The following is an 18,790-nucleotide window of genomic DNA, read 5'->3' on the forward strand; positions in this document are numbered from 1 at the left end:
CGTTCCATGCGCCGCGTCAGTGCGGCTGCGCCGGTCCGCACACGGCGCGCATGCGGGCGACCTCCGTCGCGAGTGCGTCCTCGGCGCGCTGTGCCGCCTCGCGCAGGTGGAGGTCGGAGCGGATGCCATTGGCGGCGTCGGCCAGGAGCTGGCCGAGCACGTGCAGCAACAGCTCGGGGGTGACGCTCTCGCCGTCGCCGCGGAAGCCGGGGCACAGCTGCAACGAGCTGACGCCGGGCAGCGTGGCGACGGTCCAGGCATAGACCGAGCGGTGCGGCCCGGGCGCGACCGCGACCGCGATCGAGGGTGCCGGCGGCAGGCCGAGGCGGCGCTGCAGCGCGACCAGGGCGGAGGCGAGGTGGGAGGCGCTGGTTCGGGCCAGGGCATCACCGCTGTGGTCGGCCTCGGTCAGCTGGCGGCCGAGGGCGATGCGGAGGGGGCGCGGGTGGTCCAGGCGGGATGCCGGGCTCTTGGTGTTCGTCGAGGCGGATGGCAATGATGTCGTTCGGTGAGATCTCAGGCATGGAAGTCTCGCATGGCGTGGACGCCGCAGCGCGACGCGGCGGGCCGGCCAGCGCCGGGGGTTCCGGTGGACGACGCGATGACATGCGCTCAAAACGGAAATTGAATTCTGGAAATTATTGATCCGACTTGAGCGGTCTTGGATTGATTGTGTAGTCGCGGAACATCATGGGCCTTGACCACATGCCGGAACTGCGCCGAGGACAGCGGATCGCGCTGGCCAGCGCCTTCCATGATGCGGTTCTGTCCAATGGTGAGCGCCATGTCAGCAGTCGCGGCCAACGATGGGTGAATAACCGCTCCGCTCTACACAGCGGCCGCTGGATCGCGCATGCGACCGGCACCGCGCTGTGGTGGCACTTCCGTAAGCAACCAGTATCGATCTGCGGGATGCTGGTTCGTTACCCCGATCATCATCGCGATACCGAAGCCCTTCTGTGCACCGATACCGAGGCGGCTCCCACTCGATATCCTCGCCTGCTACGCGCCCGGAGGCCGTGCTGCAGCCAGAAAGCAAAATTAATTAATCAGACCGGCAAGAGTCATCAATATACAAAATCCAGAAACGGTTCATAAGTTGTAGTTAAGAAAGTATTTTACTTTTGTATTTTTCGACAAGGCAGATTATTTTATTTTTTAGATAGCACTTTAATTTGTCATGCGACTTGAAGGAATTTTCCTTATTTTACTATACTAATTAATTGATTTTTGACCGTCTTTTGATATGTTAAATATCACGGCGATGTGAGGTCATTGCTTGACGAGCATGATGCATCGCCGGGTGGGGGAACACCTGCGATGGGAAGCCTCGTCGGACGCTTGCTCCTCATCACCTTCCTTGCCTTGCTCCCGGCTCTCGCCTTCCAGGCATGGACCGAGGTTAGCGCCCATCGCGCCCGCCAGCAGGCGATCCACGACGAAGCATTGCGCCTGGTGGATCTTGTTGCCTCCGAACAGGAGCAGGTGGTCGAAGGCGCCCGACAGCTCATGACCGCCTTGGTCAACATAAGCGCCACCCGTGACCACTGGGAAAGCGACTGCGCCCCGTACTTCCCGAATTTGCTGAAGCGCTCCCCCAGGTATGCGGCCATTGCCGGGTACGACCTGAACGGGAAGGTCATCTGCTCCTCCCGCCTTGCGGACATCGGGGCGGACGGCAGCTATCGCCCCTATTTCCATCACGCGCTGGCCACGGATGAGTTGGTGGTGGGCGACTACGCCGTCGGCGGCGGTTCCAAGCGACCGAGCGTCCACTTCGCCCAGCGTTACCGCAACCCGGATGGCCGGGTGGCCGGTGTCCTCACCATCGCCCTGGATCTGGAGTGGCTCCAGGGCAGGCTGGACCGCCTGAAGCTGCCCAAAGCCGCCGCGGCCGTCATTACCGACCAAAACGGCACCGTTCTCGCCGGGCGGCCGGAACCGGGGCGTTCCGTCGGCCGGTCCGTGTCCGGGGACATGCGCAAGGCACTGGAGAGGGCGCAAACCGGCGTGCGGGAGATGCCAGGACCGGACGGCATCGTCCGGATCTATGGCTATGCGCCGATCAGCCTGGGACCCGAATGGTTCGGCATCGCTGTCGGCCTGGACAGCCCGGTGCTCCTCGCTGCCATGGCCCAAGAACACTACTTGAACCTGATGTTTCTTGTCCTCAGCGTCATCCTGGCGATGGGCGTGACCGTTATGGTGGCAGGCCCGATGGTGTGGCGCCCGATGGCGCGACTGCTGGCGGCCGCCGGGCGCTGGCGCGAGGGCGATCTCACGGCCCGCACCGGCCTGCAACGGGACAGGTCGGAATTTGGCCGCCTGGCGGCTGCCTTCGACGCGGTGGCCGAGGCGGCACAGCAGCGGGAACACGCCGTGCGCGCCGCCTTGGAGAGCACCGGGGACGGCGTGTACACGCTCTCCCCGGACTGGCGCTTCACTTTCCTCAACCGCTGGGCCCGGGAGCAGATCGCGGCCGGGCGCGACCTTGTTGGACAGGTGATCTGGGATGCCTTCCCTGAAGCCGTGGACGGTCCGTTCTGGCACGCCTACCAGCGCTGCATGGCCGGGCACCTGCCGACCGAGGCCGAGCAGTTCTACGTCCCCCTGAATCGCCACTTCACGGCGCGCGCGTTCCCTTCCGACGACGGCGGGATCACCGTGTTCTTCCGTGATGTCACCGAGGAACGGAAAACCGCCGCCCGCCTCGCCGAGCACGAGGGGATGCTGCGCGCGCTCGGCGAGGCCACGCCCGACCTGCTCTTCGCCAAGGACCGTGCCGGGCGGATGCTCTACGCCAACCCGGCGACCCTGACCGCGATCGGCCTCCCGTTCGAAGAGGTGCGTGGCCGCACCGCCGCCGAGTACTCCGCCGTTCCGGCGGCGGGGGAGGCCGCGCTGCGCAACGACCTGCGCATCATGGGCCGCGGCGAGAGCGAGACGGTCATCGAGATCGCACCCCATGCCCAGCGGGGCATGGCGCGCACCTGGCGCTCGACCAAGACGCCGCTGCACGACCCCGCCACGGGCGAGGTCGTTGGATTGGTCTGCATTGCCCGCGACGAGACCGAGCAGCACCAAATGGAGCGGGCGCTGGCCGAGAGCGAGGCACGGTTCCGCGCCATGGCCGACAACATCCCGCAGCTGGCCTGGATGGCGCGGCCGGATGGTTGGATCTTCTGGTACAATCGGCGCTGGCACGATTACACCGGCACCACCCTGGAGGAGATGGAGGGCTGGGGCTGGCGCAAGGTCCATCACCCGGACCACGTGAACCGCGTGGTGGAGCGCATCCAGCGCGCCTGGGACAGCGGCGAGCCGTGGGAGGACACCTTCCCGCTGCGCGGCCGGAACGGCGCGTATCGCTGGTTCCTCTCCCGTGCCCTGCCGGTGCGCGACGCCGACGGCCGGGTCACGCTGTGGTTCGGCACCAGCACCGACGTCACCGAACAGCGTGCGGCCGAGGCCGCGCTGGCGGAAAGCCGGGCGCAGTTGGAAGCGGCGCTCGGCGCCATGACGGATGCCGTGTTCATCTCCGATGCGGCGGGGAACTTCATCCACTTCAACGATGCCTTCGCCACGTTCTACAGGTTCCGGCACAAGGACGAATGCGCCAGGACCTTTGCCGCGTATCCGGCGTTGCTGGACGTCTTCCTGGAGAGCGGCGAACCGGCCCCGGTGGAGCAGTGGGCGGTCCCGCGGGCGCTGCGCGGCGAGACGGAAGTGGGCGCCATCTACCGTCTGCGGCGCAGGGACACCGGAGAGAGCTGGGTCGGCAGCTACACCCTGGCCCCGATCCGTGACCGGCATGGCGCCATCGTCGGATCGGTCGTCACCGCACGCGACATCACCGAGCGGTTGCGCGCCGAAGAAGCCCTCAGGGAGAGCGAGGCGCGGCTGCGCGACCTGGTCGAGACGCTCGACCTGGGCACGTTCATGGCGCGCGACCCCGACGGCACCATCCGCTTCTGGTCGCACGGGGCCGAGCGCCTCTACGGCTGGACGGCCGGGCAGGCGCTCGGCCGAATGTCGCACGACTTGCTGCCGACTGTCTTTCCGGTGCCTCTGGCCGAGGTCGAGGCGGCACTGGAGCGCGACGGCGAGTGGACGGGCGACCTGCGGCAGCGGACGAAAGACGGGCGCGAGATCATCGTCTCCGTCCGCAATGTGCTCCGCCGGGGACCGGACGGCCGGCCGCTCACGGTGCTGGAGGCGCTGACCGACACCACCGCGCAGCGACGGGCCGAGGCGGCGCTCGCCGAGCTGAACCGGGACCTCGAGGAGCGGGTGCGCGCAGAGGTGGCGGCCCGGGAGGATGCCCAGGCGCGCGCCGCCCACGCCCAGCGGATCCAGGCGCTGGGTCAGCTTGCCGGTGGCATCGCGCACGACTTCAACAACATCCTGCAGAGCGTCTCCGGGGCGGCCACGCTGATCGAGCGGCGGCCGGAGGACCACGACAAGGTGCGCCGCCTCGCCCGCACCGCGATCGATGCCGCCGGCCGTGGTGCCTCGATCACCCAGCGCCTGCTCTCCTTCGCGCGCCGGGGCGAGATGCGCGCCGAGGCGGTCCCGCCCGGCGAACTGCTGCAGGGCATGCGCGAGGTGCTCGGCCACACCCTCGGCAGCGCCGTCAGCGTCCGCAACGAGGTGCCTGCGGACATCCCGCCGATGCTGGCCGACCGCGGGCAGTTGGAGACGGCGCTGGTCAACCTTGGTACCAACGCCCGCGACGCCATGCCGCAGGGCGGCATCCTGACTTTTTCGGCCGGGGCGGAGCATGTCGCCGCGGCGGCCGCCCATCCGGCCGGCCTCGCGCCCGGCGACTATGTCCGGATCAGCGCGTCCGACACCGGCACCGGCATGGACGAGGCGACACTCGCGCGGGTGACGGAACCGTTCTTCACCACCAAGCCGCATGGACAGGGCACCGGCCTGGGGCTGCCGATGGTCAAGGGCTTCGCCGAGCAGTCCGGCGGCGGGTTCATGATCGCCAGCGCGCCCGGCGCCGGCACCACGGTGACGCTGTGGCTCCGCCAGGCCACCGGGGCAGCCGACCCGCACGCCGAGGACGAAGGCAGTGTCCAGCCCGGCGCGGGCGCCGCCCGCGTGCTTCTCGTCGATGACGACGACCTGGTGCGGGAGACGCTCGCGGCCCAGCTCGAGGACGTGGGCTTCGCCGCCCTGGTCGCGGCGAGCGGCGCCGAGGCGCTGGCGCTGCTGCGGTCCGGAGAAGCCGTGGATGCGCTGGTGAGCGACCTGTCCATGCCGGACATGAACGGTATCGAGACCATCGAGAAGGCGCGCGGCCTGCGCCGCGGGCTGCCCTGCTTCCTGCTGACCGGCTACATGGGCGAGCGCGCGGCGCTTTCGTCCGGAGACGCCTACACCCTGATCCGCAAGCCCGTGGCGGGCCGCGCCCTGGCCGCGCGCATCGAGGCCGGCCTGGAGACCGCAAGGTCATGACTGTTCACTCCGCCAGTCAGGCCGCCGCCGCTGCCGCGCGGCGTCGCGGGGGAGGCCGTCAGATGAGCCGTTGGCTGATGCGCGGCGCCGCGCCTTCGCTCCGGGCCCGTCTGTTCCAGCTCGTCGCCGCCGCCATGCTGCCGCTGATGCTGCTCGTGGCCGGCGTGGTCTCCGCCAATTACCGGGCGGACCGGGAGCGGGCCGGGCAGCAGGCGCAGGCCATGGCCCGCGGCATCGCGCTCGCTGTCGAGGGCGAACTCCGCGCCCGCATCGCGGCGATGGGGGTGCTGGCCGCTTCCCCGCATTTGGCGGCCGGCGACCTGACGGCTTTCCGCGCCCAGGCCGAAGCGGTCCGCGCGCACGATGATCCCGGGGCGAACATCCTGCTCCTGCGCGCGGACGGGCAGCAGGTGATGAACCTGGCGGAGCCGCCCGGCGCGCCGCTCCCGGCGCGGTCGGACACGGAGAACCTGCGACGCGTCGTGGCCACCGGCCGGCCCACGGTGTCCGATGTCTTCATCGGGGCCGTGTCGCACCGCCCCGTCATCGCCATCGACGTCCCCGTCAGGGGCGCCGACGGCAGCATCGCCCTGGTACTGGCGATGAACCCGTCGCTCGGCGCCTTCGAGGAGGCGATCCGGCGGCAGCACCTGCCGTCCGGCTGGGTGTCTGCGGTCCTGGACCGCAAGGGCGTTCTCGTCGCACGCATGCCGAACCCGGAGCGCTTCCTGGGCCGGTCGGCGACCCAGGATTTCCTGCGGACATTGTTCGGACGCGACGAGGGCGTGATGGAGGCGGTCACGCTCGAAGGCATCCCGGTGCTGACGACCTGGAGCCGCCCCGGTCCCTCGGGTTGGGGCGTCAGCGTCGGCGTGCCGCAGAGCCAGCTCTACGCGCCGCTCTGGCGGGCCCTCGGGATCACCCTCGCCCTCTCCGCTCTCGCGCTGCTGGCGGCACTCGCGCTGGCCAGTCTGATCGCGGCGCGGATCGCCGGGCCGATCCACGCCCTGGCGGGTCTCGCGGCGGCGGAGGGCGCCGCCGGAACGGACACCCCCTCGTTCGGGCTGCGCGAGGCCGATGCTACTGCCGCCTCGCTGCTCGCCGCCCTGCGGGAGCGGGGTGAGGCCGAAGCGGCGCGCGTGCAGCGGGATGCGGAGCTTCGCGAGGCCCAGCGGGTCGCCCATATCGGCAGCTGGCACTGGGACGCGGCGACGGACGCCACGACCGGCTCGGACGAATTGCTGCGCATCTATGGCCTCGATCCGGCCGCCGAGTGCATGCCGAATTTCCGGGACCAGCGAGGCTGGCTCTACCCGCTGGAGAGCTGGGAGCGGATCAACGAAGCGGTCCAGCGGACCCTGGCGACCGGGATCGGCTACGAGCTGGACGTCGAGGCGTTCCGGGGCGGGACGCCGATCTGGATCACCACCCGCTGCGAGGCCGTGCAGGACCTCGCGGGGCGGGTCACCGCCCTGCGCGGCACGGTGCAGGACATCACCCGCCACAAGCGCGCCGAGGACGCGCTGCGCGAGAGCGAGGCGGCATCGCTGGAAAGCCGGGTTCAGCTGGAAGCGGCGCTCGGCGCCATGACGGACGCGGTGTACATCTCCGACGCCGCCGGGAACTTGATCCACCTGAACGACGCGTTCGCGACCTTCCTTCGGTTCCGCAGCAAGGACGAGTGTGCCAGGACCTTCGACGCCTATCCGGCGCTCGTGGAGGCTTTCCTTGAAAACGGCGAGCCGCTGCCCCCGGAGCAGTGGGCGGTTCCGCGGGCGCTGCGCGGCGAGACGGCGGTCGGTGCCGTGTGCCGCCTGCGCCGCCGCGACACGGGCGAAACCTGGGTCGGCAGCTATAACCTGACCCCGATCCGAGACCAGAACGGCACGATCGTCGGTTCGGTGGTGACGGCACGGGACATCACCGAGCAGTTGCGCGCCGATCAGGCGCTGGTGGAGAACGAGGCGCGGCTGCGCGACCTGTTGGAGACGGTGAACCTCGGCACGTTCGCGATGATCAACGTCGAGGATGGGGTCATCTGCTTCTGGTCCAAGGGATGCGAGCGGCTGTACGGCTGGACGGTGGCGGAAGCGGTCGGGCGGGCGATGCCCGAACTCCTGCAGACCGACTTTCCGGCGCCGCGGCACGAGGCAATGGCGGTGCTGCAGCGTGACGGCGAGTGGGTCGACGACCTGCGGCAGGTGACCCGGGACGGCAGACACCTCACGGTCGCCATCCGCGCAGCGCTCCGGCGCGGCCCGGACGGGCACCCGCGGGAGATCCTGGTGGCCATGACCGACGTGACCGCGCAACGGCAGGCCGAGGCGGAGATCGCCGTGCTGAACCGGCACCTTGAGGAGCGGGTACATGCCGAAGTGGCGGCGCGGGTGAATGCCCAGGCGCGGGCCGCCCATGCCCAGCACATGCAGGCGCTCGGGCAGATCGCCGGCGGGGTCGCCCACGAGTTCAACAACCTCCTGCAAGCGGTCCAGGGCGGGGCCCGGCTGATCGAGAAGCGCGCCGCCGATCCGGCCGGCGTGCGGAAGTTCGCCGGCGTCGTCCTGAAATCGTCCGAGCGAGGTGCCGTCATCACCGAACGCCTCCTTTCCTTCGCGCGGCGCAGCAGCTTCCGCCCAGAGCGGATCGAACCCGCTGCCATGCTGGACGCCCTGCGCGATGTGCTCGCGCACACGCTTGGCGGCCAGGTCGCGACGCGGATCGAGCTTCAGCCCGTGCTGCCTGCGGTGACCGCGGACAGGGCCGATCTTCAGACCGCGCTGATCAACCTCGCGACCAATGCCCGCGACGCCATGCCCGAGGGCGGCACGCTGACCCTGGCCGCCACGGCGGACAGGGTCGAGGCTGAAACTTCCCGTCCGGCCGCCCTCAGGCCGGGCCGCTACGTCCGCTTCGCGGTCAGCGACGAGGGCATCGGCATGGACGCAGAGACACTGGCACGCGCCTCCGAGCCGTTCTTCACCACCAAGCCGGTCGGCAGCGGCACCGGCCTCGGCCTGTCGATGGCCAAAGGCTTCGCCGAGCAGAGCGGCGGCGGCCTCGCCATCGAGAGCGCGCCCGGCTGCGGGACGACCGTGACTCTTTGGTTGCCGGTGGCGGAGGGCGACGGTGGGACGGCCGAACGGCGCCGGGTGCTCCGGGAGTCCCCGGCCGCCGGGAGGTTGGCGGCGCGCATCCTGCTCGTCGATGACGAGGAGATGGTGCGCGAAACCCTCGCCGGCGGGCTCGAGGATGCCGGTCTGTGTGTGCTCCTGGCGCAGAGCGGCGCCGAGGCCCTCGCCTTGCTGGACGCGGGCGAGCCTGTGGATGTACTGGTCACCGACCTGTCCATGCCGGGCATGGACGGGACGTCCCTCATCCGCCATGCGCAGGAGCGGCGGCCTGACCTGCCTGCGGTCATCCTGACGGGTTTCGTCGATGCCGCCGGGCCGACGACGGCCGGCGACGGGCCAGGCAGGCCATCGGCGGTGCTGCACAAACCGATCGCCGCCGCTCGCCTGGCTGAATGCCTGGATGACCTGCTGACCGCTGACGGCACGGGGCGAGGCTCCAATGCGTGACGACAACAGGGGCACAAGCGACCAAACACCGTTCGAACGAGGTTGATAGTGCGAAGCCTTCTGGTCCGGTTGCTGTTGATCGTTTCCGTCGCCTTGATTCCGGTCCTGGGCTTCCAGGTGTACACGGAAAGCGAGACGCGACAGATCCGCCGGCAACTCGTGCAGGATGAGGCGCTGCGGCTGATGAGCCTGTTCGCCGCCGCCCAGGGGCGCATCGCGGAGAGCGCGGAGGAGGTGCTGAACACCCTCAACGCTGCGCCCGCCCTGCGCGAGAACCTTCCCGACATCTGCCACCGCCTGCTCTCCAATCTGCTGCAGCAGTCGCGGCGCTATCTCTCCGCCGCCGTCATCGGTCCGGACGGGCACATGCGATGTGCGCCGGGTGCACTCGATTCCGGCGCGGACCTGTCGGATCGGGCCTATTTCCGCCGCGCCCTGCAGACCGGCGGCTTCGTCATCGGCGATTACGCGATCGACGACACGTCCGGGAAGCCGTCCATTCATATGACCAAGCCGTTCAGGCTCCAGGACGGGACGATCGGCGGCGTGGTCGTCGTCGCGTTGGACCTTGCCTGGCTGGAGCGGCAATTCGAGGGTCACGACCTGCCGCCGGGCGCCGTGGCGACGATCGTGGACCGCGACGGCACCGTGCTGGCGCGCTACCCGGACGGAGGGCGGTTCGTCGGCAGGCCCGTGCCCGCCGAGGAGCGCTTCATCATCGCCGGCAGCAAGAACGCGGTCACGACCATGACGCGCCCTGATGGTCGCCCTTTCATCGTGGCGTATTCGCCGGTCGACGCCGAGCCGAAGGGCTGGGTGGTGGCAGTCGGGCTGGATCCGGAGGTGACCTTCGCCACCCTGATGCGGGCCAACCGCACCGGGTTTTGGCTGATCTTCGCCGGCGGCGGCCTGGCCCTGGTGCTGACGGCCCTGCTCGGCCTGCGCCTGATCCACCGCCCGGTCGAACAACTGCTGACCGTCGCCGAGCGCTGGCGGGCCGGTGATCTTCCGGCCCGCAGCGGGCTCGCCGCGCAAGCCGGCGAGTTCGGCCGGCTCGCGGCGGCGTTCGACCGGATGGCACAGGCGCACGAGGATCGTGAGCGCGCCTTGCGCACGGCGCTGGAAAGCACCACCGACAGCGTGATGGTGCTCGATCGCGCCGGGCGCGTCACTTTCCTCAACGGGCATGCACTGGCACAGATCGCGCGCGAACAGGAACTGTTGGGTCAGGTCTTCTGGGACGTGCTGCCCCGTCTGGTTGAGAGCCCGTTCGGGGATGCCTGCCGCAAGGCGATGGATACTGGGCTACCGGCGCATGCGGAAGGCTACTCAGCCACGTTTGACAAGCACTTCGATGCCTGGGTGTATCCATCGTCGGAGGGGATCACGGTGTTCTTCCGCGACGTGACCGAGGAGCGCCGCACCGCCGCCGCCCTGCAGGCGAGCGAGCAGAGCTTCCGCGCCACCTTCGAGCAGGCCGCGGTGGGCATGGCCCATGTCGGCCCCGACGGTGCCTGGCTGCGCGTCAACGACAGGCTTTGTGCCATCACCGGCTACGCCCGGGATGAGTTGCTCGCGCGCACGTTCCAGGACATCACCCATCCCGATGACCTTGATGCAGACCTCGCGCAGGTTGACGCACTGCTGGCGGGGAACATCACGACCTACGCCATGGAAAAGCGCTACCTCCGCAAGGACGGCGACGTCGTCTGGGTGAATCTCACCGTGTCCCTGCTGCGTGCGTCCGGGGGCGAGCCGGACCGTTTCATTTCTGTAATCGAGGACATTTCCGGGCGCAAGCGCATGGAAGCGGCCCTGCAGGTGAGCGAGGCGCGCCTGCGCGCGGTTCTGGAACAGATCCCGGCGGCCGTCGCCATTCGGGAGCGTCCGGATGGCACCGTGGCCATGCGCAGCCGCTACTCGGATGTCGTGTTCGGCGCGGCGGATGCGGCACTGCAGGCCAATCCGGGACTGGCGCGGCATGGGGCCGAGCACGCCGACGGCCGCCCCTATGCGCCGGCGGAATATCCCAGCTGGAGGGCGTTGCAGCAGGGCGAGACGATCATGGCCGAGCCGATGCTCTACCGCCGCACCGATGGCCGCCTGATGGATCTGGAGATCTACGCCGCGCCGGTGCGCGATGCCGACGACGCGATCATTGCTTCCGTCGTGGCGGCCTTCGACGTGTCGGACCGAAAGCGGGCCGAACGCATCCTCGCGGAAGCCAACGTGACCCTGGAGGAGCGCGTGCGCGCGGAGGTCGCCGCGCGGGAGGCGGCGCAGGCGCGCGCCGCGCATGCCGAGCGCATCCAGGCGCTCGGCCAACTCGCCGGTGGTATCGCGCACGACTTCAACAACGTGCTGCAGACGGTTTCGGGCGCGGCGGCGCTGATCGAGCGGCGGCCGGACGACCGGGCCAGCGTGCGTCGCTTCGCCGGTCTGGTCATCGAGGCTGCCGAACGCGGCGCCTCGGTCACCCGCCGCATGCTCGCCTTCGGCCGCCGCGGCGACCTGCGGGCGGAACGGCTGGAGGTTCCCGCGCTGCTCGACGGCCTGCGCGATATCCTCGCCCATACCCTCGGCACCAGTATCGAGATCGTCACGGACGTGCAGGCCCGCGTGCCGCCGTGCTTCGCCGACAAGGGGCAGCTCGAGACCGCCCTGGTGAATCTCGCGACCAACGCGCGCGATGCGATGCCGCGCGGCGGCCGGCTGCTGTTCGCCGCCGCGTCGGAGGCGATGCCGCCGGACGGGCCCAAGCACATGGCCGGGCTCGCCCCGGGCCGCTACGTGCGGCTGACCGTCGCCGATACCGGCATGGGCATGGACGCCGCCACGCTCGCCCATGCGCTCGAGCCGTTCTACACCACCAAGCCGCTCGGCGTCGGCACCGGGCTCGGCCTGCCGATGGTCAAGGGTTTCGCGGAGCAGTCCGGCGGGGCGTTCCGCATCACCAGCATGCCAGGCGAGGGTACGCGGGTGACGCTGTGGCTGCCCGAGGCCGATCCGGCACCGGTCGGCACGGCGGCGCCTGATGGTGCGGCGGATGTGGCGCTCCACCCGGCCGGCAATGCCGCCGCCAGGCTGCTGGTGGTCGACGACGAGGACCTTCTGCGCGAAGTGCTGGCGGCTCAACTGGAGGATTCGGGATTCGGCGTGCTGGTCGCCGGGAACGGGAAGGAGGCGCTTGCCTTGCTCGACGCGGGCGAAGCCGTGGATGCCCTTGTCACCGATCTGTCGATGCCGGGCATGGACGGGATCGCCGTCATCAGGGAGACACAGCACCGCCGTCCCGGCCTGCCTGCGGTGCTGTTGACCGGCTATGCCGGTGAAAGCACCGCGCGGGCGCTGGGCGACACCGGCGCGGCTGCGTTCTCGCTGCTGCGCAAGCCTATCAATACCGATGAACTGGTCGCCCGGATCCAGGCCTTGCTGGCAGCGAGCGAAGGCCGCATGCGATGATGCCGGGGTGCATCGCGGTGGGTCTGCCGGATGACACGACCATGAGCGAGCGGTGATTAGACCGAATTCCCCTCTTTTCGGGCGTCGCAAGTGCGATCGAGAGAACCCGGCACCGTGAGGTGCCGGGGACAATTCGTTCACGTGGTGCCTCAAATTTCGCCATCAGGGCTCCAGAGCTTTGACGGAGACACCGAGCTGCAGCACCACCTCGTTGCGGAGACGTGGCGTGGAGGTGGCAGGGCTGTGTGATCCGTCGGCGCGGGGCGCAGGAGACAGCGACGCGATGCCTCGCAGCGGCTGGTGCCGATGATCAGGTCGCGGCGCGCACCTCCTGACCGGCACAGGGGCATGGTGTCATCGCCACCTTCTCTATCCCCAACCTGGAAATGACACCAACCGGCGGAAGCGCTGCGTGGAACGGATTTGCCGGCGTCGGGCACTACGACAGAGCCACGATGAGCGTCGGCAGATGCGATCGGGGCCGGCGTGGCGCGCTTGCTCACCGCTCCCAGGGAAGAGCCGCTCAGCCCACACCCACAGTGCCGGGTGACCGCCCGCATCCCGCCCGGTGCCCCCGTGTGGCCTCGGCACATCCAGGGCCAAACTTCACACCGGTCCGCACGCTCACCCGTTCAGGAGAATTTCCGTGAAGACGATCGCGCTCGCCGCCGCCAAGGGCGGTGTCGGTAAGACGACGCTGGCTGCCGCGCTGGCCACCGCCGCCACCCTGTACCGTCCCGGCATCAAGGTTGCCCTGGCTGATCTCGATCCACAAGGATCGCTGGCCCAGTGCTGGAACGCCCGCGCTCTCCCGCAGCCTACCCTGATCGATCTGACTGGCCGTCCGCTCGCGCCTACTCGCTGCGGAGTGAGGTGATGTGGTCCCTTCGACTGCCGCAGCTTCCCACAACTCAGGCGGGAAGGAAGGGCCATCCACCACATCACCTCACTCCGCAGCGAGTGCCGGGGAAAGGCAGGCGGGCTTGGCCGCAGAGGCGGAGACCTCTCACGCAGGGGACTTTTGTGCTAGGATGAAAATCCTAGAGAAATGCTTTATCGAGATGGCGGCATTGCGTAGAGCGCTATCGCCCGCGGGCTTTTAGCGATGCTGGCACGAGACGTAGGTCGCTCGTGCCGCGGTTTAAGGCGTGATCAGCGTGACGCTCGGATAGTACGTGCGGAAACGCTGCACGTCGCGTGTCAGCAGAGGCAGTCCGGTTACCGCCGCGTGGGCACCGATGAAGAAGTCCGGCAGCACGCCAGTGCGCGTGTCGCCGGTGGCACGGTAGCGCTGGAACACCTTTGCAGCCAGGAACAGGGCCGGCCGCGGCATCGGCGTCACGATCAGGCCGGCCTGCTCCACCAGGGCCTCAAGATCCTCGATTCGCCCGAAGCGGACCGAGAGCTCGGCATAGATAATATCGTTGATCAGCAGCTTCCCGCGCAGGGCCGCGGCATCCAGCTGCTGGAGTGCCCACTCCACCCAGGTCGGATCGTCGGTGACGAGGTCGAGCAGGACGTTGGTGTCGATCAGCGTGCCGTCAGCCATCGCCGCGCGTCAGCGCCATGATCTCGTCGGTGCTCATGCCCACGCCGGCCGCACCCCGCAGGCGGGCGAAGCGGCTCGGCGGTCGGTCGGCCCCAGCCTTGACCAGCACGACCTGACCGTCGGGCGCCAACTCGAAAGCAACAGCGCTGCCTGGCCCGATCCCGAGCCTGTCCCGGACGGGTTTGGGAATGGTGACCTGGCCCTTGCGGGTGACCGTGGTGGGCATGGCAGCCTCCGGTAATACCTTGTAAGGCGAGGTAATACTACGTACCCCCAATGCACTTTGCCAGTTCTGATCTGCCGATCGGCGCTCAGCCGGGAAGCCATGCGAGATGAGTGGGGCTGCGCGTGGTACTGTCCACCAAGCTTCCCCCGCCTTTCCCCCGGGGGCATGGGGAGCGCATGGGGACGAACGGGGGGAATCGAGGGCGGGTTGGAGGGAACGATCGGCAGCAAAGTACCTGAAACGGATCGAAAGGGTGCTATCCGCCCTTTCGTTATGATAGCGTTCCGCGAACTACGGATCTGGGGGTTAGGGGTTCGAATCCTCTCGGGCGCGCCAGTAAATCTCTGAAAGATTTGGATTTTTTGAGCCCTCCAAGGCAGTCTGCCGGGAGGGCTTTTTTGCGCCCCCCGTTATTCCCCCGTTTGGCTGCCGGCGGCACCGGGCGAACGCAAAAGTCGCTTGTTGGGCGAGAAAATCGCGTCAAATGCGATGGGGGACGCCGCGCCGCTATCCAAGCCTCCCAAGGCAGCACTTCTTGAACTTCTTGCCGCTGCCACACGGGCAGGGATCGTTGCGTCCAACATCGCGCAGCGGGTTGCGCACCGGCTCCGTGGGCGGCAGCAGGTCCGGGGTCCACCGTTCCTCGCGCGCCGGCTTCGGCTGGAAGCTGTCCCAGCGCGACAGGTGCTCCACCGCATCGTCAAGACTGCTCAGGTCCTTCATGCGCGACAGGATCGCATCCGCCGGCGCGCCCGGCTGCTGAGCCTTGCGCAGATCCTCCCGGAAATCACTCAGCGCGAGGAAGGACGGGTCGATCAGGTTGCGCGCGAAGGCCTGCTCGACCAGCGGCACCAGCCCCTCCAGGGCGAGGGCGGCGATTGCCTGCTGCCAGCCGACCCAGACGGCTTCAGCCTTTTGCGGCGGCAGGGTAGTGAACAGGTCGCGCAGGAAGGCGGCTGTCTCGTCGCGGTCGATCCGCCCGGTGGCGGTGAGCCACGCCAGTGCTTCCAGAGCGGCGTCGCGCGCGTACTCGTCCGCCTCGTTGTTCCGGACCAGCGCATGCAACGGGGCCGGGTCGCCGTCGAAGACGCGGGCGAGGATGGCCGGCAGATCCATGGTGATGCCGTCACCGAGGATCCGGTCCAGCAACTCCGGGTCGGCACCGAGCGCGCACAGCGGGCGGAAGGCGCGGGTGTCGCGGGCCTGCGCCATCAGGTAGACGGCGTAGAACACGATGTCGGCGTTGCGGTCAGAACGGTCGGTGCCGGCGGCGGCTGCTTCCAGCGGCGCGAGCAGGGCAGGGGCGATCCCGGGCCAGCGCTCGGCTGCCTGCCTCAGCGCCTCGCGAGGCAGCGCGTTCTCGGCCGTCGCAAATGCCTCCAGGATGGCGTCGTCGGTCAGCACTGCTTCGGTCATGTTCGCATTCGGCCAGGGGTGTTTCCACGGTGAAGCGCAGTGCAGCACACGGCATCCGGGGGCGCCAGAGTGGGGAACGAGGCTGCGTCCACACAGCAAGAAATCAGAACGTGTGCTGGGATGGGCATATGCCCATCCCGGCGTGATTTGTCTCCCGCCGCGCTACTTCGCGGTGGCGGTCGGCATGAACAGGACGGTCCCGCCGGCGCGCCAGAGGATGGAGCATTCGTAGGCTTTATGGTGCTGCCTGCAATCCGTGATGAAGTCCTCGAACGCCGCGTGGTGGCGCGGGATGCCGATGGCAGTGATGCCGAGGCCGACGAACGCCACCGCGGAGAGGGTGCAGCCAAGCGCGGCAGCGCCGACCGAGCGGCGCCGCAGAACGACCCGCATGGCTGCGGCGGGGACGCCACAGGCGCAGGTCACCAGGGCGGCGATCAGAAGGTACTGGGTCATCCAGGATCTTTCCTCGACGGCGATGTGACGATCACAAGGCCGACACTGTCGGCTCGCCAGAGCGCGATGCACTCATGGCGCGGGTGGTCCTGCGGACAGGCCTGCATGAAGGCGTCGTGCCTGGCGGTGATGCGCAGGCCGACCGAGCATCCGATGGCGAGGGCGCCGCTGCACACGGCGCCCAGCACGCAGATGAAGATGACCTGGAAGCGCGACGTGTGGTGCCGGTGGCCGATGAAGGCGAGAAGAAGCGCGGCGGCAGCCATGAGGACTGCAGCGCCGGCGCTCATCCAGACGATGATCATGAGTGTCCTTGCAGATGCACGAACGCGCGTTTGCGCGTTCGTGCATTCAGCTGAATGAAAACTCGCGCGAACGCTCAGTCGCGCTTGTCGCCGCCGTCGTCGTCGGATTCTGGCAGAAGGTTCCAGGCGCGCGCGGCCGTGGCGGCTGTTTCCACGAGGCGCTGCGGCGCGTGGTGGGCGTAGCGGGTCGTGGTCGAGAGCTGCGTGTGCCCGAGCACGGTCCCGATCTCGTTCAGCGGTGTGCCGGCGTTGGCCAGCGCCGAGGCGAACGAGTGGCGCAGGTCGTGGATGCGCAGCTCGTCGGGTAGCCCGGCCAGCCTCTTCGCCCGCTGCCACGCGCCGCGCAGGTTCTCCAGAGGCCGGCCCTCCCGGCGGTCGCTCGGAAAGACGTAGGCACAGCCGTCAATCCGCCGGAGCCACTGCGCCTGCAGGATCCGCACCGCCACCGGCGAGAGCGGGACGTGCCGCGTCCGCCCGCTCTTCGAGCGCGGCACGGTGAGCAGGAGCCGGTCGAGGTCGACGTTGTCCCACGTCGCCCTCAGCACCTCCCGCTTGCGCGCGCCGGTGACCACCAGCAGGGCGAGCGCGGCTGCGGCGCTCCGGCACGGCTCGCCGTCAAGCGCGTGCATGAGCGCCTGGGTCTGCTCGGCGGTGAGATAGCGGTCGCGGTGCTGCTCGGGGAGCATGCCGGGCGAGGCCGCGGCGTTGCGTCCGTCGAACAGGCCCCACCGCAGCGCCAGGTTCAGCATCGAGCGCAGCGTGGCGAGGTGACGATTGACGCTGGAGGCCGAGAGCCCTTCGGCGATCAGCGCGCGGCGCAGGGCGGCGACGTCGTGCGGGGTGATCTCGTCGAGGCGTTTGCGGCCGAGCGCGGGCAGGATGCGGAGGCGCAGGTAGGCCTCGTAGTTGGCGGCGCTGCGCAGGCGCTCCCGCACGTGCGGCACGTAGCGATCCCGGGTGAAGTCGGCCAGGGTGGGGACGGCGCGCAGCTTCGCCCGCTCGGCGACCGGGTCGGCGCCCAGGCTGACCGAGGCCTTGATCTGCTCGGCTCTTCGCCGGGCCTGCTCGGCGGTGACGTCGCCGAGGCGTCCGAGCTTGACCTCGCGGGCGCGGCCGCGCGCGTCGGCGTAGCGAAGATAGAAGGTGGTCACCGACCGGCGGCGCTCGGCGATGAAGCCGTGGAGGGCGTCGTCGAAGATGCGCTGCTTGGCGGTGCCCTTGGGCAGGGGCGGGAGGCCGCGGAGTAGGGCGGTGGTGAGGCGGGGCATGGCGTTGGCGTTCCATGCGTCGCGTCAGTGCGGCTGCGCCGGTCCGCACACGGCGCGCATGCGGGCGACCTCCGCCGCGAGTGCGTCCCCGACGCGCTGTGCCGCCTCGCGCAGGTGGAGGTCGGAGCGGATGCCGTTGGCGGCGTCGGCCAGGAGCTGGTCGAGCACGTGCAGCAGCAGCTCGGGGGTGACGCCCTCGCCGTCGCCGCGGAAGCCGGGGCACAGCTGTAGCGAGCCGACGCCGGGCAGCGTGGCGACGGTCCAGGCGTAGACCGAGCGGTGCGGTCCGGGCGCGACCGCGATCGAGGGCGCCGGCGGCAGGCCGAGGCGGCGCTGCAGCGCGACCAGGGCGGAGGCGAGGTGAGAAGCGCTGGTTCGAGCCAGGGCATCACCGCTGCGGTCGCCCTCGGTCAGCTGGCGGCCAAGGGCGACGCGGAGGAGGTCGCGGGCGGTCCAGGCGGGTGCGCCGGGCTCGTGGCGCTCGTCGAGGCGAACCTGGATGGTGATGGTGTCGTCGTTGCCGATGTCGAGCGCGATGGCCTGCCAGGGGAGCGGAGCGACGATGTTGGGGCCGGGTTGGTGGAACACGGCGAAGCGGCCGACGTGGTCCTGGCGGGTGGCAATGATGTCCTTCGGGGGGATCTCGGGCATGGAAGTCTCGCATGTCGGGAACGCCGCGAGACGGCGCGGCGGGCCGGCCAGCACCGGACGATCCAGCGGGCTCGCCAATGACATGCGGGCGAAATTGGTAATGATTTCGACCAGAGAGTGGATGTGGTCAGCAGCGATGGCCCGTTCCCGCGTGGGCGGGGGAGCCGACGACCGCGCCGAACAAGCTGGCAACCGTGCAGGTCCATCCCCGCGTGAGCGGGGGAGCCATCGTCGCCCTGCTCGTCGCCGGCGTGATGCTGGGTCCATCCCCGCGTGGGCGGGGGAGCCTTGTGGACCTTGAGGGGACCGCAAGCATGACCGGGTCCATCCCCGCGTGGGCGGGGGAGCCCACCGGTCCCGAGACCGACTGCACTCCCGACAAGGTCCATCCCCGCGTGGGCGGGGGAGCCGAT

Annotated in this window: 13 protein-coding genes and 1 CRISPR repeat array (1 of these 14 only partly in view); of the genes, 5 read left to right on the forward strand and 8 right to left on the reverse strand. The window is 69.3% G+C overall.

The window, feature by feature from the left end:
- Positions 1 to 16 precede the first annotated feature (16 nt).
- Positions 17 to 496 (reverse strand): hypothetical protein, encoded by a 480-nt coding sequence (locus tag NBY65_RS23105; protein ID WP_150043083.1) that lies wholly within the window; start codon positions 494 to 496, stop codon positions 17 to 19.
- 194 nt (positions 497 to 690) lie between these two features.
- Between NBY65_RS23105 and NBY65_RS23110 the strand changes: the two genes are divergently transcribed.
- From NBY65_RS23110 to NBY65_RS23130, 5 genes are all read left to right on the forward strand, one after another.
- A complete protein-coding gene (locus NBY65_RS23110; protein WP_150043084.1) occupies positions 691 to 1,098 on the forward strand; it encodes a hypothetical protein in 408 nt (135 codons plus the stop codon).
- 222 nt (positions 1,099 to 1,320) lie between these two features.
- Positions 1,321 to 5,466: a hybrid sensor histidine kinase/response regulator gene (locus NBY65_RS23115; RefSeq protein WP_150043085.1), complete on the forward strand. Its 4,146-nt coding sequence runs from the start codon at positions 1,321 to 1,323 to the stop codon at positions 5,464 to 5,466.
- A 62-nt stretch (positions 5,467 to 5,528) separates the two neighbouring features.
- Positions 5,529 to 9,044 (forward strand): PAS domain S-box protein, encoded by a 3,516-nt coding sequence (locus tag NBY65_RS23120; RefSeq protein WP_150043086.1) that lies wholly within the window; start codon positions 5,529 to 5,531, stop codon positions 9,042 to 9,044.
- A gap of 48 nt (positions 9,045 to 9,092) precedes the next feature.
- On the forward strand, positions 9,093 to 12,506 hold the full coding sequence (locus NBY65_RS23125) for a PAS domain S-box protein (RefSeq protein WP_150043087.1): 3,414 nt from the start codon (positions 9,093 to 9,095) through the stop codon (positions 12,504 to 12,506).
- A 646-nt stretch (positions 12,507 to 13,152) separates the two neighbouring features.
- The gene (locus NBY65_RS23130; protein WP_150043088.1) at positions 13,153 to 13,383 is read left to right on the forward strand and encodes a ParA family protein; all 231 of its coding nucleotides are present in this window, start codon (positions 13,153 to 13,155) and stop codon (positions 13,381 to 13,383) included.
- 264 nt (positions 13,384 to 13,647) lie between these two features.
- On the opposite strand, the gene NBY65_RS23135 is transcribed toward NBY65_RS23130, so the two are convergent.
- The 7 genes from NBY65_RS23135 to NBY65_RS23165 all read right to left on the reverse strand — a co-directional run bounded on the left by NBY65_RS23135 (position 13,648) and on the right by NBY65_RS23165 (position 18,377).
- On the reverse strand, positions 13,648 to 14,055 hold the full coding sequence (locus NBY65_RS23135) for a type II toxin-antitoxin system VapC family toxin (RefSeq protein ID WP_150043089.1): 408 nt from the start codon (positions 14,053 to 14,055) through the stop codon (positions 13,648 to 13,650).
- The gene (locus tag NBY65_RS23140) at positions 14,048 to 14,281 is read right to left on the reverse strand and encodes an AbrB/MazE/SpoVT family DNA-binding domain-containing protein (RefSeq protein WP_150043090.1); all 234 of its coding nucleotides are present in this window, start codon (positions 14,279 to 14,281) and stop codon (positions 14,048 to 14,050) included. Before NBY65_RS23140 ends, NBY65_RS23135 begins: the two co-directional genes overlap by 8 nt.
- Positions 14,282 to 14,788: 507 nt before the next feature.
- Positions 14,789 to 15,697: a DUF1186 domain-containing protein gene (locus NBY65_RS23145; protein ID WP_239002948.1), complete on the reverse strand. Its 909-nt coding sequence runs from the start codon at positions 15,695 to 15,697 to the stop codon at positions 14,789 to 14,791.
- A gap of 162 nt (positions 15,698 to 15,859) precedes the next feature.
- Entirely contained in the window at positions 15,860 to 16,153 is a 294-nt protein-coding gene (locus NBY65_RS23150; RefSeq protein ID WP_150043091.1) for a hypothetical protein, read from the reverse strand.
- Positions 16,150 to 16,458 carry a hypothetical protein gene (locus NBY65_RS23155; RefSeq protein ID WP_150043092.1) on the reverse strand — a complete coding sequence of 103 codons (309 nt, stop codon included), beginning with the start codon at positions 16,456 to 16,458 and terminating at the stop codon, positions 16,150 to 16,152. Before NBY65_RS23155 ends, NBY65_RS23150 begins: the two co-directional genes overlap by 4 nt.
- A 74-nt stretch (positions 16,459 to 16,532) precedes the next feature.
- Entirely contained in the window at positions 16,533 to 17,726 is a 1,194-nt protein-coding gene (locus tag NBY65_RS23160) for a site-specific integrase (RefSeq protein ID WP_150043093.1), read from the reverse strand.
- 24 nt (positions 17,727 to 17,750) lie between these two features.
- Complete coding sequence (locus NBY65_RS23165) at positions 17,751 to 18,377, reverse strand: hypothetical protein (RefSeq protein ID WP_150043094.1); 627 nt, start codon at positions 18,375 to 18,377, stop codon at positions 17,751 to 17,753.
- A 137-nt stretch (positions 18,378 to 18,514) separates the two neighbouring features.
- Positions 18,515 to 18,790: a CRISPR direct-repeat array (repeat unit 29 nt; unit sequence GGGTCCATCCCCGCGTGGGCGGGGGAGCC) (it continues 4,327 nt past the right edge of the window).

The sequence above is a fragment of the Rhodovastum atsumiense genome (assembly GCF_937425535.1).
Taxonomy (GTDB): domain Bacteria; phylum Pseudomonadota; class Alphaproteobacteria; order Acetobacterales; family Acetobacteraceae; genus Rhodovastum; species Rhodovastum atsumiense.

Excerpts from the sequence above, each read along its gene's own strand:
- NBY65_RS23110 (WP_150043084.1), top strand. The coding sequence starts at position 691 with ATGGGCCTTGACCACATGCCGGAACTGCGCCGAGGACAGCGGATCGCG.
- NBY65_RS23115 (WP_150043085.1), top strand. The coding sequence starts at position 1,321 with ATGGGAAGCCTCGTCGGACGCTTGCTCCTCATCACCTTCCTTGCCTTG.
- NBY65_RS23120 (WP_150043086.1), top strand. The coding sequence starts at position 5,529 with ATGAGCCGTTGGCTGATGCGCGGCGCCGCGCCTTCGCTCCGGGCCCGT.
- NBY65_RS23135 (WP_150043089.1), bottom strand. The coding sequence starts at position 14,055 with ATGGCTGACGGCACGCTGATCGACACCAACGTCCTGCTCGACCTCGTC.
- NBY65_RS23140 (WP_150043090.1), bottom strand. The coding sequence starts at position 14,281 with ATGCCCACCACGGTCACCCGCAAGGGCCAGGTCACCATTCCCAAACCC.
- NBY65_RS23145 (WP_239002948.1), bottom strand. The coding sequence starts at position 15,697 with ATGACCGAAGCAGTGCTGACCGACGACGCCATCCTGGAGGCATTTGCG.
- NBY65_RS23150 (WP_150043091.1), bottom strand. The coding sequence starts at position 16,153 with ATGACCCAGTACCTTCTGATCGCCGCCCTGGTGACCTGCGCCTGTGGC.
- NBY65_RS23155 (WP_150043092.1), bottom strand. The coding sequence starts at position 16,458 with ATGATCATCGTCTGGATGAGCGCCGGCGCTGCAGTCCTCATGGCTGCC.
- NBY65_RS23160 (WP_150043093.1), bottom strand. The coding sequence starts at position 17,726 with ATGCCCCGCCTCACCACCGCCCTACTCCGCGGCCTCCCGCCCCTGCCC.
- NBY65_RS23165 (WP_150043094.1), bottom strand. The coding sequence starts at position 18,377 with ATGCCCGAGATCCCCCCGAAGGACATCATTGCCACCCGCCAGGACCAC.